Source organism: Hymenobacter frigidus, assembly GCF_014640435.1.
GTDB classification, from domain to species: Bacteria; Bacteroidota; Bacteroidia; order Cytophagales; family Hymenobacteraceae; genus Hymenobacter; species Hymenobacter frigidus.
This window is the reverse complement of sequence record NZ_BMGY01000025.1, coordinates 15,852-31,062: the sequence shown is the minus strand read 5'-3', so window position 1 is coordinate 31,062 and position 15,211 is coordinate 15,852. Positions and strand designations below refer to the sequence as shown.

Sequence of the window (15,211 nt, the reverse complement as noted above, 5' to 3'; positions counted from 1 at the left end):
TTTAGGGCTCAAAGCTACATCACAGGGCAAAAACCAGTCAAAAAAATGATGAAATGGGCCGCTTAGAGGCTATTCTATTAGGTCAAAAAGAGAACGGTCAGGCTCAGCTTATTTTTCGGATAGGTTCTTACTCGTTTCGGGCTTCGAGCAGCGTTTCACTCTGCAGGTACACCTGTTGCAGAGCGGCCAGTATTTCCGGCGACGGGGCGGCCCACAGGCCGCGGTTGGCGGCTTCGAGCAGCCGCTCGGCAATGGCGTTCAGGGCCCAGGGGTTGCTGTCGGCAAAAAACTGCTGCATGCCGGCCGCGAGGGCGTAGGTTTCGGCCACCTGCTCGTACATCCAGTCGTCCACGACGTGCGCCGTGGCATCGTAGCCGAACAGGTAGTCCACGGTGGCCGTTAACTCCAGCCCGCCTTTGTAGCCGTGGCGCTGGATGCCGGCCAGCCACTTGGGGTTGACGACCCGCGAGCGAAACACCCGCAGAACTTCCTCCTTGAGGTCGCGCACGGCGGGCCGGGCGGGGTCCTGGGTGTCGCCGAAATAGTGCTTGGGCTGCTGGCCGGTGAGGCTGCGGATGGTGGCAATCATGCCGCCGTGAAACTGCAGGTAGTCGTCGCTGTCGAAGATGTCGTGCTCGCGGTTGTCCTGGTTGTGCAGGGCCACTTCCACGCCCGAGAGCCGCTGTCGGAACTCGGCGCGGGCCTCCGTGCCGCTTTCGCTGCGGGTGTAGGCGTAGCCGCCCCAGTTCACGTAGGCCTGGGCAAAGTCGGCGTCGGCGTGCCAGTTTTTCTCGTTGATGAGCGGGAGGATGCCAGCGCCGTAGCTGCCCGGCGGCGCTCCGAAAATGCGGTAGGCCGCGCGCTGCTCGGCTTCCTCCACGGGCATTTCCTGAGTCTGTAGCTCGGCCAGGTCGCGGAGGTAGTGCTTGCGCACGAAGTTGTCCTCCAGCGGCTCGTCCAGGGCCAGCACCAGCTGCACGGCATCGTCGAGCAGCTCAATCAGGTGCGGAAAGGCGTCGCGGAAAAAGCCGCTGATGCGCGTTGTCACGTCGATGCGCGGGCGGCCCAGCTCGGGCAGCGGTATCACCTCAACGCCCACCACCCGGCGGCTCTGGGGCTGCCACACGGGCCGCACGCCCAGTAAAGCCAGGATTTCGGCCACGTCGTCGCCGTGGGTGCGCATGGCGCTGGTGCCCCACACGCTCATGCCCACGCTTTCGGGGTAGCGGCCGGTTTCCTTCAGGTGGCGGGCCAGCACCTCGCGGGCCAGCTGCTGGCCCACTTCCCAGGCGGCCTGCGAAGGCAGGGCGCGGGGGTCGACAGCGTAGAAATTGCGCCCGGTGGGCAGAATGTGGGCCATGCCCCGGGTGGGCGCACCGCTGGGTCCGGCCGGCACGTAGCCCCCCGACAGCCCATGCAGCAGGTTGGCCACTTCGTCGTAAGTCTGCGCCAGGTTGGGCAGCAGCTGCTGGCCCACGAAGGTCAGGGTTTGCCGCACGGGCGTCAGGCCAGGGTGGGTTGGCGCTATGTTCAAGCTCTCAAACAACACCTGGTCGAGCGCTGCGGGCCGGAAGCGCTGCTGCTGCCAGGCCAGCAGCAGGTGCTTGGTCAGCTCATCGAGCACTTCCAGGGCGTCGGCGCCGGTAACCACGGGCCGGCCGGCCAGCTCCGCGAATGCGGCGGGGGCGCTGGTGGCCAACTTCGGCCCTTTGGCCGCCAGCAGGTCATCGAGCTCAAAGCCGAACAGGGCCGCCATGCCGGCTTGCAGGCCCGGCACCCCGATGTTGGGCAGCCGGGTCAGCGCCTGCAGCATGTCGACCAAAGCCTCGTCGGTGGGCACCTGCCCGAGAATGTGCAGGCCGTTGCGGATTTGCGCGGCGCCCAGCTCGCAGAGGTAGCCGTCGATGTCCTCGATGAGGTGGGCCACGTCTTTGCCGTCCATTTCGGCCAGGCTCACCGGCACGCCTTCGGGCGAGAGTTCCTCGTCCCAGTCGTGGACGTGGTCGCCGTGGTCGCGGCGCAGCAGCACGGCCAGGTCCTTGTCGAGGTTGGTCTGCTTCACCAGCTCCCAGATTTGCCGTTGCAGCAGCGGCAGCTTGCTGGGGTCGAGGGCCTCCACCTGGTAGTATTCGTCCACGAGCTGGGTGAGCTGCGCCAGCTCGCCGTAGGTATCGGCCGTGGTCATGGGCGGCGTCAGGTGGTCGATAACCACTGCGTGCGCCCGCCGCTTGGCCTGCGAGCCCTCGCCCGGGTCGTTGATGATGAAGGGGTAAAACAAGGGCATGTCGCCCAGGAATGCATCCGGGAAGCAATTTTCCGACAAGCCGATGCCCTTGCCCGGCAGCCACTCCAGGGTGCCGTGCTTGCCCACGTGCACGATGGCGTCGGCACCCCAGCTGTCGCGCAGCCAGCGGTAGAGGGCGTAGTAGTGGTGGGTGGGCGGCAGGTCGGGCTGGTGGTAGATGGCGTCGGGGTCCATGCCGTAGCCGCGGGGCGGCTGCAGCACCACCAGGGCATTGCCCAAGGGCAGGCCGGCCAGGGCAATGTGGCCGTCGTGCACGTAGGTTTCGCCGGGCGGCGGCCCCCACTGCTTCACCATTTTCTGCTGCAAGACCACCGGCAATTCGGCAAACCACGCGGCGTATTGGGCAAAGGGCACCTGGCCGGGCGCGCGCGCCAGCTGCGCGGGCGTCAGGTAGGTTTGGTCGTAGGAGCAGCGGTCCACCAGCTCGTGAATCAGCGCGGTGCCCGTCGGCGGCAGGTCGGCGAGCTGGTAGCCCTCGGCCTGCATGGCGTGCAGCAGCTCGAGCAAAGAGGCCGGCGCGTCGAGCCCCACCGCGTTGCCAATCTGGGAAGCTTTGCTGTTGGAATTGGTGAAGATGAAGGCGATGCGCTTCTCGGCGTTGGGTACGTGCCGCAGCCGGGCGAAGCGCACGGCCAGGCCCGCCACCCGCTCAATGCGGTCGGGCAGCGGCGCGTAGCCGGCGGCTTCGCGGCCTTTTTCCTTGAAGGAGATGGGCACGGTGATGAGGCGGCCGTCGAACTCGGGAATGGCCACGTTCATGGCCGTATCCAAGGGGTTCAGGCCCCGGCCCGACGACTCCCACGGCCCGCGCGCCATGCCGCTCGTGATGGCTTGCAGCACCGGCACGTCCAGCTGCTGCAGTGCCGCCACCGACCAGCCCGCGCTGGTGGGGCCGTCGGGGTTCACGTCGCTCATCGCAAACGATACGGTGTTGACCAGCACATCAATCAGCGGCCCGTCTTCATCCCGAAAAAACCCAAAGGCCAACGGCCAGCCCGAGGCCGCGTCCACGGCCTTGAGCGAGGCGGTGTACACCGGCAACACGTTGACGTCCCGGCTTTCGAGCTCTCGTACCAACGCATCCACGAAGGCCGTGTTGCCGCTAATCCAGTGCGCACGGTAGAACGTGATGCCCACCGTGGGGAGGGTCGGGTCGCGCCGGCGCAGCCAGTCGGCCAGGTCCGCGTTTTCGGGCAAATCGGGATGGTAGAGGCCGTGCTCGGGCAGCGCGGCCGGGGGCGCAAAGCCGAAGCCGGTCAGCAGCAGGTGGTCGGCCAGGAAGTGCAACAGTTCGGTCAGGTTGGCGTGCCCGCCCGCCTGCAAGTAGCCCAGCGCCTCGTGCAGCACGGCCGGCGACACCGTAGACACCGCCGCGAACTCCGGGTTCAGGTCGCCCGCGCCGCTAATTACCAGCAGGTGCTGGCCCTGCGCCTGCGCCCGCCGCACCAGCTCACCAAAACCCGGAATACTGCTGGGCCGCCCCAGAATGCGCAGCACAATCACCCGCGCCGCGCCGATTTCGCGGTCGAGCAGCTGGGCCATGTGCGCCTCGGTTTTGATGGCCAGCAGGTTGATGCCGACCGTTTTGGGAAAGTCGGCGGGCAGTTCCTGCAAGCTGCGGTGCAGCGTGAGCAGGTCGGTGTCGGCGTGGGTGAGGAAGGCAATGCCCTCGGCCAGCACGGGGGACGCCGCGGCGCTGGCAGCCGCTTCGGCCCCGTTCCAGCTGTAGAACTGGAACACGTACTCGGCCAGCTCGGCGGGCGGCGCGAGGTAGGCATCGGCGGCCACCAGACTGTCGAGGTAGTCGAAGATGGCCAGCACCTGCCAGTCGCTGTTGATGGAGTGAAACCAGGTGGAGCGCCCGTCGAAGAGCAGCGTCACCACGTTGGCCAGGGTGCAGGGGCCCAGGCAGCCGCCCTTGGTCATGTGCACCACGTTGCGCAGCTTGCGCCGCAGCCATTCGCTTTTGTACAAATCCACGGGCACGGCCGGGTAGCCCCGGTCGACCCGGCCGCAGCAGCAGGCGTTGTAGCAGTAGGACAAGTGGCCCCGGCGCTGCACCAGGTTGATGGCTTTCCCATCGGGGCGCAACACTCGTTGACGTTTGATTTCGCGCATGCTGCTTTGGGAGGAATGGAGGCGATAGCCTGGGTTATAGGTCGTAGCAGCCAGGGAATTAAAGACCGATTCTGTTAGCGCGCTAAACTGTCGCCCACTCATTATGTTTGCGCAAGTTATTCAGCGCTTGCTGCTGCTACAAGCGGGAGCTGAGTATGTTTGCCCGCTACCGGCCCTTCAACTGCTGGCCGGCCGCGCGCCGCGCCCCTTTCCTTCGCCGCCGCACAAATTAGATTTTACCCGGAAAACCTCTCTGTACTTGCATGTTTAGCCCCCTGTTCCTGGATTCCCTGCTCCTCGGCCTTCAGCACTCCTTTGAGCCCGACCACATGGCGGCCGTGTCGGTGCTGGCCACCGAGCAAAAAGAGGGCACGGGCCGCATGTGGCGCGTTATCTGGCGTTCCTCGCATTGGGCGCTGGGCCATTCGCTTTCGCTGATTTGCTTCGCGGGCCTGATTATCCTATTCAAGTCTTCGGTCTCGCTCCGCATCGTCGAGCAAGTGGAGGTCGTCATAGGGCCGCTGATGATTTGGTTGGGCGTGCTGGCCATCCGGCGCAACTTCCGGCCCTCGTTGCCCGCGGCGCCGGCCAAACCGGCCAGCGGCGTGCTCAGCCGCTCGTTCGGAGTGGGCATGGTGCACGGGCTGGCCGGCACCGGCGGGGCTTGCACCCTTGCCCTCACGCTGGCCGCCCGCAACGTCAGCATGGCCATCTGGCTTATCATGCTGCAAAGCGCGGGCATCATCATATCGATGACGACCTACGGCTGCCTGTTTGCCCTGTCGGCCCGCCGCTTTTCCAGCCAGTGGCGCCCCTCCCTCAAATGGCTCAACTACGTGGTGGGCGGGCTGTCCATCGGCATCGGCGTCTACACGCTGTTTGAAAGCCTGACTTAGAGCCTGACTCAACGCCTGCCTGGGAGCCGCGTGCGCGCCTCCACTTCCTGCCGCCCAGCCCGCCCATGATTCCTCCACGGCTTCTTTGATTATTATTGGGGTTCTCGTTACAACGGGGCGAAAAATTACGTTAAGCCACAAATCGCTGTTTGTCAGCGTGCTTTGTAAGCGTATCGAAAAATGCTCCTATTTTTGAACGGAGCACGTTTACGGCACGACCGTTTTCCTGAACTACAACTCCTGACTTTCTAAACTGCCCGTTGTGTTCTGCTTTACACGGCTCATCTTTCTCCCCATCTGATGCCCTGGAAATACGCGGCTTTCTTTTGCACGCTACTAACCTGCCCCATCCAGCTGATTTCCAAAGACGTGCCTGTACCGCCCGAGCTCGTCCGCAACGCTGTATTTCACCGGTTAGAAGGAGGACCGAGCGGCGAAGCCAAATTCCTGACGGTTATTGTCTCCACCCCGCAGACACCCGGCTTGGCGGGGACTTACGTGCGGCTGCGAGTCTTGGTGGGCCGCCACCCGGGCCCGTATTTGCCGGCAAAAGTGGCAAGCCAAACCGTCCTGGACTTGCTGGTGCGACCGCTCGGGCGGCAAGTTCGGTACTGGCCCGAATTGTTGTCCATTTCGACGGACGGCTCGGTGCCCTGCCAAGCCGAAGAGGCCCCGTTGCTGGACCTGGGCGACACGCTCCACACCGAGCGAAGGGTACGGCACCAGACCTGCCACACCTTCTTGCAGACCCAACTCATTGCCCGCACGCCCCTTCCCGGAACCGCCGACATGCTCTCCCGCTACCTAGTGAGGACCGGGGCGAAGCGCCTTTGACACCGGTACCCCTCTAACCCCAGCAGGCGACCGAAATTTCGCTCGTTTTATAAGGCAAGTATGGAGCAGGCAAAAAGCGGCTTTTACTGTCCTCCTATGCGTCTTTTCGTGCCATCTCACTAATCAATGGCTTGCCTTGGGGATGTCTGTCGGGATAGCGGAACCCCTGCCGGAAATTCTCGCCCCGTTGTAACGAGAACCCCGTGACGGTGTCCATGACGGCGGGGCGGCGAAAGTAAAGAACCCGGCTGTCGCCAAGGGCACGCTGGGACCCGCCGGCCCGCGCGGTGGCACTAGGCCCTGGCGGTCCAGTGCAGCCGCTGAACAGCGTGAACAACAGGAGGGCAAGTACCGGCACTGATTGAGGTTTCTCCAAAGAGCATCCTTGCGCGCTCTTCATTAAACCGGTGCAGCCAAAGGTTACCTGTAAGAAAGAATCCCACCCGGGCAACAGACACAACAACAGTACCCGGCGGGTTGCGTATTTACTGGGGCTTTGTTCCCTGATAAACAGCCACTATATCTTCATGCAACATCCCACCACCCAACGCCGCCTGGCTAGTGCTACCGCCGTCCTGCTACTTGGCTTAGGGGTCGCCTGCAACCGCGCCGGCCAGGAGCAGCGCGTTCAAGCCCCGAAGGACCCGACCGGACAGCCCACAACGCCCAATGGCCTTCCCCCGCTGGAGACCCGGACCGCCAACGCGCCGGAACAGCGGCCAACTTTTCCGGAACAAACCCGGGCCCGTGGGATGCGGTCGGGTCCGGCCTTTGAGGTGACGGTGCTGGCCCGGGGATTAAAGAACCCCTGGGCCGTGGAACCGTTGCCCAACGGCGACGTGCTAATCACGGAAAAGCCGGGCACGCTGCGCATCGTGTCCGCCGCCGGGCAGGTGGGAGACCCCATTACGGGGGTGCCCGCGGTGTACGCCACGGGGCAGGGCGGCCTACTCGACGTGGCGCTTAGCCCCGCCTTTGGCACGGACCAGACGATTTATTGGTCGTTTTCCGAGCCGCGGGGGGCCACGGGCAACGCCACCAGCGTGGCCAAAGGCGTGCTTTCTGCTGACCGCCGGAGCCTGGGCCAGGTGCGGGTCATCTTCCGGGCCCTGCCGGCGTACAACGGCGACCTGCACTACGGTTCCCGCCTCGCGTTTGGGCCCGACGGCCTGCTCTTCCTCAGCCTGGGGGAACGCTCGGACCTGGAAATCCGGCCCCAGGCCCAGCAATTGGACAGCCACATGGGCAAAATTCTGCGCCTGGCCCCCGATGGGCAACCGGCCGCGGGCAATCCCTTTGCCCGGCAGGCCGGCGCGCGGCCCGAAATCTGGACCATGGGGCACCGCAACGTGCAATCGCTGGCCTTCGACGCGCAGGGGCAGCTGTGGTCCGTGGACATGGGCCCGCAAGGCGGCGACGAGCTGAACCGAATCGAAGGGGGCAAAAATTACGGGTGGCCGGTGGTAACCTTTGGCGAGGAATACTCGGGCGCGCCCGTTCCCGACGCCGTGACGACCCAGCCGAATTACGTGGACCCGGTGTATTACTGGGACCCCGTCATTGCGCCGTCGGGTGCGCAGTTTTACACCGGCGACGCATTTCCCGACTGGCGCGGCAACCTGTTTGTCGGCGCCCTCAAGGACCGGGCGTTGGTGCGCTTGCGGCTCGAGGGGGGCCGCGTGACGGGCGAAGAGCGGCTGCTCACCGACCGCAAGCAACGCATCCGCGACGTGCGCCAGGGCCCGGACGGGGCGTTGTATGTCGTCACGGACGAGGCCAACGGCGAAGTGTGGAAGATTGCTCCCCGGGCGGGCCGTCCATGATGCCGCCTTGCGCGGACAATGGCCGCTGCCAGTCGGCAACGCCGGGCTTTTGAGCACCAAGCCACCGGATTGATTCCCGTTCACCATGCGCCCAGCCGTTCCCGGGCCCAGGTTAATCCGCGCGCCCTCACAGGTGTAACAACAGCTTACTTGTGATGCCTAACTCAATTGGCTTGGCACGTTCTCTTAATTTTCAAGATAGGCTCCGATAATGTTTACTTATCGGATGTTAAATGGTAGCTTTGGAACTTGCCCGAAAACGAGTGATTTACTCCTTATATATAGGCTACATGGAAAACCTATTGCTGTCGACTGCTGCTGCTGCCCGGGGGCTTTCGCTGGCGCACCTCTCGGAACATACGGCGCGTTACGTGGAGGCCGGCTTGCAGGGCGCGCCGAATACGGCCAAGGCCTATGCCGGGGACCTCAGGCGCTTCGGGGTCTGGTGCGCCGCGCACGGGTTGGAACCGCTGCCGGCTTCCGTGGATACGCTGGCGGGCTTCGTCACCCACCTAGCCGAAACGGACAAGAAGGTGGCCACCATTCAGCGCCACTGCGCGGCCGTGAGCAAAGCCCACGCGCTGCGAGGCGTCGACTCACCGACCGATGATAAGAAGTTCAAGGTGCTTATGGAAGGCATCGCCCGCCTGAAGGGCATCCGCCAGAAACAGGCCCCGGCGTTTTCCCTGGCGCTCTTCAAGCGCACCGTGAAAAGCATCGATGCCAAAACCGTGGCGGGCCTGCGGGACCGGGTGATTCTCTTGCTCGGATTTACCGGGGCCTTTCGCCGCTCGGAGCTGGCCGCCCTCAACGTGGAGGACTTGAGCTTCTCCGAGGAAGGACTCATCGTGAACCTGGCAAAGAGCAAAACCAACCAGCTGGGGGCCGCCGAGGAGAAGGCCATCTTCTATTCCCCCGAGTTCAAGCTCTGCCCCATCCGTACCTTGCAGGCCTGGGTGCAGCGACTGGACCGGACCACGGGACCGGTGTTCGTATCCTTCCGCAAGGGCGAGCGGCTGACCGACCGGCGGCTTACGGACAAGCACATCAATATCATTGTCCAACGCTATCTCGGGGCCAGTTACACGGCCCACTCGTTACGGGCCTCCTTCGTGACCGTGGCCAAGCTGGCCGGGGCCGATGATTCGGAGGTGATGAACCAGACCAAGCACAAGACCTCGGAGATGATTCGCCGTTACACCCGCCTCGACAACGTGCGCCAGCACAACGCCGCTCAGAAACTCGGGTTATGATTTTTCGATTTACGCTCCTGCGCAACCTTCTACTATTGCTCTTAACAGCTATCGGGGCCTTTGGGGGCGCTTCCTGTCGCGGCAACAAGGAGCCTGATGGCGCCCCTCCGGTCGCCCGCTACGTGAACGAACTGCGTCGGGATGTGCAGCGGGAAGGAAAAAGGTATAACCCCGGCGTCGCCTGCTACGTGGACCTGACCCGCCCCGATAACCGCTACCGCTTCTTTGTGCTGGACTTGACGAGGGGCACCATCCTGGTACAGGGCGTATGCCTCAACGGCGTGACCGACGCGCAGGGCCGGGTAAGGTACTCCAATGAGGTGAACTCCCGGTGCAGCTCGCGTGGCCTGGCACGTATCGGTGAGCGGTACGTGGGAGGATTTGGGCGGGTGTTCCGCCTCTACGGCCTCGATGCCGGCACCCGTAACCTACGCCGACGGGCCGTCGTGCTGCACGCCTGGGCGGGTGTACCAACGGGACCGACTACCGGGCACCCCATTCAAAGCGAGGGCTGCCCGACACGCTGCCTTTCAAGCCCTATCTCTACCACTACCTCTACTTGGCGGCGCTGGATGCGGGCCACGTGGCGCAAGCCGCGCAGTTCTTAGCAACTTATCGCGCGCATCTGCACCGGATGCCGGCGACCCTGCACGAAACGGTGTGGTTGGAGGCGGCTTTTTTTGCCGCGGCCTTCACCCGGGACCTACCCGCGGCCCAGGCCTTTCAGGCGCAAGCGGTTCCCTCCGCGCTCACCACCGGCGATGTGGCCTCCCTTGTAGCGGCCGCGCAGGCCCGCTTAGCCGGGGATGCCCCACGCGCTGGGGCGCAAGCGCAGGCCTCCTTACAAGAATTAGCGCACAACATTGACCGGGACAGCAGTGCCTTTTATGCCGACTGGTTACGCGAAACAATGCACTGGGCCGCAGGGAGAGGGGTCGCACAATAGTAAAAACGGAAAATAACGGCAGGGAGCGTCAGCCGGCAGGGGCAGGTCCACTTGGATTAATTACGGGCGGGGCGTCTCAGAATACGACCGTTACAATGAACGGCCTCATCGCAACCGCCCAATCAGCTGCAAATGCTTTTGGAAAATCAGGCGCCGTAGTAGACGCCGCAGGGCACCCGCGCCCTGATGATTTGCGGTGGGTGGGGCATGCTTTGATTCCGTGGCATTGATAGCAGTCGCGCGCACTCGTAGGGGCCACGAACCCGGGCGCTGAGCAATCCCAAAGCGCTACTGCTCGCTTGGCTTCGGCCTTGTCCTGACCCAACGATGCGGGTTGTGGTGCGTATGCGTTTAAAGACTCACGTAAAGCCATGCGGATGCCCCACGAATCAGCCCCCAACCTGCAAACCGGCGACTTGGCGCCGAACTGCGTGCTGCCCGACGGCTCCCGCCTGTTCGAATGGCGCGGCCGGCCCGTCATCCTGGCTTTCGCCCCCGAAGAATGGGACCCCACGCGGGCCCACCAGAGCGAAATTTTTGCGCGCCTCTCGCGGGAGTTTGGCAGCGGCGCGACTTTTGTCGACACCGCCACCGACGAATGGCACGCGCTGAACTGCCGCGGGGCGCTGGCTGCCCAGTTTGGCGTGGCGGGGCAGCGGGCCCTTTTCTTGCTCGACGAGCGCGGCGTGGTGCGCTGGAAAACCGTGGTAGCGCCCGGCCAGGACCTGAGGGCCGGCCAGGTCCTGGCGGCTTTGGAAGCCCTCCATTCCCCGCCGGCCACGGCTGGTGGAGTAAGTGCTTTGGGCGGCGGACTTTCGCGCCGCACGTTCGTCACGGCCACGCTGGCCGCCGCCGCGCTGCTGCTACTCCCCGGCTGCAGCACCGAATCCACGACCAAAGAGGCCAACAGCGCCGCGGACCCGATGGGCCCGGCCAGTAGCGCCGACACCATTCCCGTCGTGCTGACCATCAACGGCAAAACCCACCGTCTGCAGCTTGACCCGCGCGTTGCCCTGCTGGATGCGCTGCGCGAAAACCTGCACCTCACCGGTACCAAAAAGGGCTGCGACCACGGCCAGTGCGGGGCCTGCACCGTGCACCTCGACGGGCAAAGCGCCCTCTCGTGCCTCACCTTGGCCGTGATGAGCCAGGGCAAGGAAATTACCACCATCGAAGGGCTCTCGACGGGCGAGACGCTGCACCCCATGCAGGCGGCTTTCCTCAAGCACGACGCGTTTCAATGCGGCTACTGCACGCCGGGGCAGATTATGGCGGCCACGGCGCTCTTGCAGGACAAAAACGTGCGGGCCGGCTCGGCCGTCGAAATCCGTGAAGCCATGAGCGGCAACCTCTGCCGCTGCGGCGCTTACCCCAACATCATCGCCGCCATCCAGGAAGTTCAGCGCGCGTAACCCCATTCTGCCATGCATCCTTTCCAGTACCAGCGCGCCGACAGCGCCGACCAGGCCGTGGCCGCCGTGGCCAAAACCCCCGGGGCCACCTTCATTGCCGGCGGCACCTCGCACCTCGACTTGATGAAGGAGGACGTGCACCACCCCAGCCTGCTGGTGGACGTGTCGGCCCTGCCGCTCAAGCAAATTACTGCGTTCGAAGGCGGGGTTCGCATCGGGGCGGGCGTTTCCAACACCGCCGCGGCGTACCACCCCGACCTGCAGCAACGCTACGCGGCCATGAGCGAAGCGCTGCTGGCGGGTGCCTCGGTGCAGATTCGCAACATGGCTTCGATGGCGGGCAACCCGCTGCAGCGCACCCGCTGCCCGTACTTCCGCGACCCGGCCCAGGCCTGCAACAAGCGCACGCCGGGCAGCGGGTGCGCGGCCATCGGCGGCTACAACCACGTGCACGCCCTCTTCGGGGCCTCGAAAGCGTGCATCGCCACGCACCCCAGCGACCTAGCCGTGGCCCTGGCCGCGCTCGATGCCCGCGTGCAAACCACGGGCCCGCGCACCATTGCCTTCCCCGAGTTGCTCCGCTTGCCGGGCGACACGCCCCACCTCGACACCGTGCTGGAGCACGGCGAGTTGATTACGGCCATCGACCTGCCCGCTTTCGCCGGCCGCTCGCACTACCTCAAAGTCCGGGAGCGCGCCTCCTACGCCTACGCGCTGGTGTCGTGCGCCGTGGCCCTGGAAATGGACGGCCCGAAGATTCGGCGGGCGCGGGTGGCGCTGGGCGGGGTGGCGCACAAGCCTTGGCGCGTGGGCCCCGCCGAAGCCCTGCTGGCGGGCCAGCTGCCCACCGAACAACTGTTTCAGGCCGCCGCCAACGCGGCGTTTGCCGACGCCAAGCCGCTCGAACACAACGCCTATAAAATCCCCATGGGCCGCAACCTGATGGTGCGGGCCCTGCTGGAAACCAGCGGCCTGCAGCCCATGCAAGGCCCGGCCGGCACCGCCTTTGCGGCCAGCGTGGGCGGTGTCGCCGGCCGGTTGGCGACTCCCCGTTAATTGCCTTATTCCTTCGACTTATGACAACGCAAGCCACTGGAAAACCGCTCGACCGCGTAGACGGACGCCTCAAAGTCACTGGCGCCGCGCGCTTCACGGCCGAGTGGGACGTACCCAACCTGGCCTACGGCGCGGTGGCGAGCAGCGCCATTGCGCACGGCACGGTGCGTTCCATCGACGTGAGCGCCGCCCGCAAAGCGCCCGGTGTGCTGGCGGTGCTCACCCACGAAAACGCCCCCCGGCTGCAGCCCATTCCGGAGAAAATAGGCGAGACGCAGTTTCGCGGCGAAGGCGGCATCTCCGAAACCCTGCAGCCGCTGCAAACCGCCGCCATCGAGTACGCTGGCCAGCCGCTGGCCGTGGTGGTGGCCGACACCCACGAGCGGGCCCGGTACGCCGCCACACTGGTGCGCGTGGCCTACGAGGAGCGCCCGCCGCAGCTCGCCATGGCCACCGCCAGCCGCAAAACCTTGCCCGAAATGTTTTTGGGCAATAGCAAGGAAAAACTGCAGGTGACGATAGGAAAGCCCAAATCCGCGCTGGCCGCCGCACCGGTGAAGGTGGAACGGGTCTACGAGTCGGCCATTACCCACCACAACCCCATCGAGCAGCTGGCCACCGTCGCGCGCTGGGAAAAGCGCGGCGGGGCCGACTTTCTCACCCTCTACGACACCACCCGCGGCATCGAAGTGCTGCAGGAAGTAATGGCGACGTCGCTGGGCTTGCCCAAGGAAAGCGTGCACATCATCTGCCCGTTCATCGGCGGCGCGTTCGGGTCCAAGGGCTGGCTGTATGCGCCGCCGCTACTCACGGCCATGGCGGCGCGGGCGGTGGGCCGGCCGGTCAAAATAGAGTGGCGCCGGCAGGACATGTTCGCCGTGGCCGGGCAGCGCGCCGCCACCCGGCAAACCCTGGCCTTGGGCGCGACGCGCGCCGGCAAAATCACGGCGCTGCAGCACGATACCCAGACGCATTCCTCGCTGTCCAGCGGCTTCACCGAGCCCTGCGCCCGCCTCACGCGCATGATGTACGCCGTGCCCAACATCAGCTTTACGCACCAGCTTTCGCACCTGCACCTGCCTTCGCCCTGCCCCATGCGCGGGCCGGGCGAAACCGTGGGCAGCTGGGCCCTGGAATGCGCCATGGACGAGCTGGCCACCGAACTCAACCTCGACCCCGTGGAGCTGCGCCTGCGCAACTACGCCGACAAGAACCCCGAAACCGGCAAGCCCTGGAGCAGTAAAAATTTGCGGCAGTGCTACGCCCGAGGCAAGGAGCTCATCGGCTGGGACCAGCGCAACCCCAAGCCGCGCTCCATGCGCGAGGGCACCCAACTCATTGGCTACGGCATGGCCAGCACCATGTACCCGGCGGGCCGCGGCGAGGCCCAGGCCCGCGCCACCATCTTCGCCGACGGGCGCGCCCTGGTGCAAAGCGCCACCCACGAGCTGGGCAACGGCGCTTACACCATCTTCCGCCAAATCAGCGCCGACGCGCTGTCCCTGCCCATCGAGCGGGTGCGGTTTGAGCTGGGCGACTCGGCCCTGCCTTCGGCGCCCACCACCGGCGGCTCCGTTACCACGGCCACCGTGGGCCCGGCCGCGCAAGCGGCGGCGCGCGCCGCCCTGGCAGCGCTCAAAAACCTGGCCGTGCGCGACGCCGAGTCGCCGCTGTTTGGTGCCGCGACCGAAGCCATCGACGCCCAGGAGGGGCGCCTGGTACTCAAAACAAATCCAGCGAAAGGCGAAGAATACGGCGCGATTTTACGCCGAGCTAAGCTGCCTTCCGTCATCGCCATGGGCGGGGCCAAACCGGGCGAAGAAAAGGATAAATACTCGTTCTATTCGTTCGGCGCCGTATTTGCCCAAGTGCGGGTCGACGAGGCCAGCGGCTCCATTCGGGTGGCTCGGCTGTGCGCCGTGTACGACGCGGGCCGGCTGATGAACCCCAAAACGGCGCATTCGCAAATCATCGGGGGCATGGCCATGGGCGTGGGCGCCACCCTGATGGAAGCCACCCACTACGACCCGCGCAACGGCCGCGCCGTGGTCCGCAACTTGGCCGACTACCACGTGCCCAGCTGCGCCGACACGCCCGACATGACCGTGGAATGGCTCAACATTCCCGACCCACACATCAGCGAGCTGGGCGCACGCGGAATCGGCGAAATTGGCTGTGTGGGCACCCCGGCGGCCATTACTAACGCCGTGTTTCACGCCACCGGCCGGCGCCTGCGCTCGCTGCCGCTCACCCCTGACAAGCTGGCCTTTTCGTAGCAGCGGGGGATAAAATTACCCTAAGCAACTTTCCTCCTCCGACGACGGGATGGAAACTTGCTGTTCCATAGCTTTGGGGCCTGCAGCTGCTGGGCCATGCCGCCGTTTTTGTAGCGTTCGGGGCCGCAGTACACGAATTCGTCGTCGTGGGCCGTGGTGTAGGCGGTGTTAAGGCTCACGCGGCGGTTGACGCCGATACCGCGCGGAGCAGCTGCGGCGGGATACTTGGCGAATCCGGGGCCAGGTGCTGCATCGTTTGCCACCGCCTCTTGGGTATGTATCCTGACTCAAA

At 65.1% G+C, this 15,211-nt stretch carries 11 protein-coding genes; 9 read left to right on the top strand and 2 right to left on the bottom strand.

What is annotated here, in order from left to right; all coding sequences use genetic code 11:
• Positions 1 to 127: 127 nt before the first annotated feature.
• Positions 128 to 4,423: a cobaltochelatase subunit CobN gene (gene cobN / locus IEW17_RS13405; protein WP_188562559.1), complete on the bottom strand. Its 4,296-nt coding sequence runs from the start codon at positions 4,421 to 4,423 to the stop codon at positions 128 to 130.
• A gap of 263 nt (positions 4,424 to 4,686) precedes the next feature.
• On the opposite strand from cobN, the gene IEW17_RS13400 reads away from it, so the two are divergent.
• From IEW17_RS13400 to IEW17_RS13360, 9 genes are all read left to right on the top strand, one after another.
• Positions 4,687 to 5,319, top strand: a complete 633-nt coding sequence (locus IEW17_RS13400) for a sulfite exporter TauE/SafE family protein (RefSeq protein WP_188562558.1) — start codon at positions 4,687 to 4,689, stop codon at positions 5,317 to 5,319.
• 300 nt (positions 5,320 to 5,619) lie between these two features.
• Positions 5,620 to 6,153 (top strand): hypothetical protein, encoded by a 534-nt coding sequence (locus IEW17_RS13395; protein WP_188562557.1) that lies wholly within the window; start codon positions 5,620 to 5,622, stop codon positions 6,151 to 6,153.
• 527 nt (positions 6,154 to 6,680) lie between these two features.
• The gene (locus tag IEW17_RS13390; RefSeq protein ID WP_188562556.1) at positions 6,681 to 7,976 is read left to right on the top strand and encodes a PQQ-dependent sugar dehydrogenase; all 1,296 of its coding nucleotides are present in this window, start codon (positions 6,681 to 6,683) and stop codon (positions 7,974 to 7,976) included.
• 290 nt (positions 7,977 to 8,266) lie between these two features.
• On the top strand, positions 8,267 to 9,229 hold the full coding sequence (locus IEW17_RS13385; protein WP_188562555.1) for a tyrosine-type recombinase/integrase: 963 nt from the start codon (positions 8,267 to 8,269) through the stop codon (positions 9,227 to 9,229).
• Positions 9,226 to 9,837, top strand: a complete 612-nt coding sequence (locus IEW17_RS13380) for a murein L,D-transpeptidase catalytic domain-containing protein (protein ID WP_188562554.1) — start codon at positions 9,226 to 9,228, stop codon at positions 9,835 to 9,837. The genes IEW17_RS13385 and IEW17_RS13380 overlap by 4 nt, the downstream gene beginning before the upstream one ends.
• Positions 9,789 to 10,175: a hypothetical protein gene (locus IEW17_RS13375; protein WP_229748999.1), complete on the top strand. Its 387-nt coding sequence runs from the start codon at positions 9,789 to 9,791 to the stop codon at positions 10,173 to 10,175. The genes IEW17_RS13380 and IEW17_RS13375 overlap by 49 nt, the downstream gene beginning before the upstream one ends.
• A 377-nt stretch (positions 10,176 to 10,552) precedes the next feature.
• Positions 10,553 to 11,587: a 2Fe-2S iron-sulfur cluster-binding protein gene (locus IEW17_RS21355; protein WP_188562552.1), complete on the top strand. Its 1,035-nt coding sequence runs from the start codon at positions 10,553 to 10,555 to the stop codon at positions 11,585 to 11,587.
• A 12-nt stretch (positions 11,588 to 11,599) separates the two neighbouring features.
• Complete coding sequence (locus IEW17_RS13365; protein WP_188562551.1) at positions 11,600 to 12,643, top strand: FAD binding domain-containing protein; 1,044 nt, start codon at positions 11,600 to 11,602, stop codon at positions 12,641 to 12,643.
• Between the two features lie 20 nt (positions 12,644 to 12,663).
• Positions 12,664 to 14,919, top strand: coding sequence for a xanthine dehydrogenase family protein molybdopterin-binding subunit (locus IEW17_RS13360; RefSeq protein ID WP_188562550.1), 2,256 nt, complete (start codon positions 12,664 to 12,666; stop codon positions 14,917 to 14,919).
• Positions 14,920 to 14,939: 20 nt separating this feature from the next.
• On the opposite strand, the gene IEW17_RS13355 is transcribed toward IEW17_RS13360, so the two are convergent.
• Complete coding sequence (locus IEW17_RS13355) at positions 14,940 to 15,182, bottom strand: hypothetical protein (RefSeq protein WP_188562549.1); 243 nt, start codon at positions 15,180 to 15,182, stop codon at positions 14,940 to 14,942.
• Between the last annotated feature and the right edge of the window lie 29 nt (positions 15,183 to 15,211).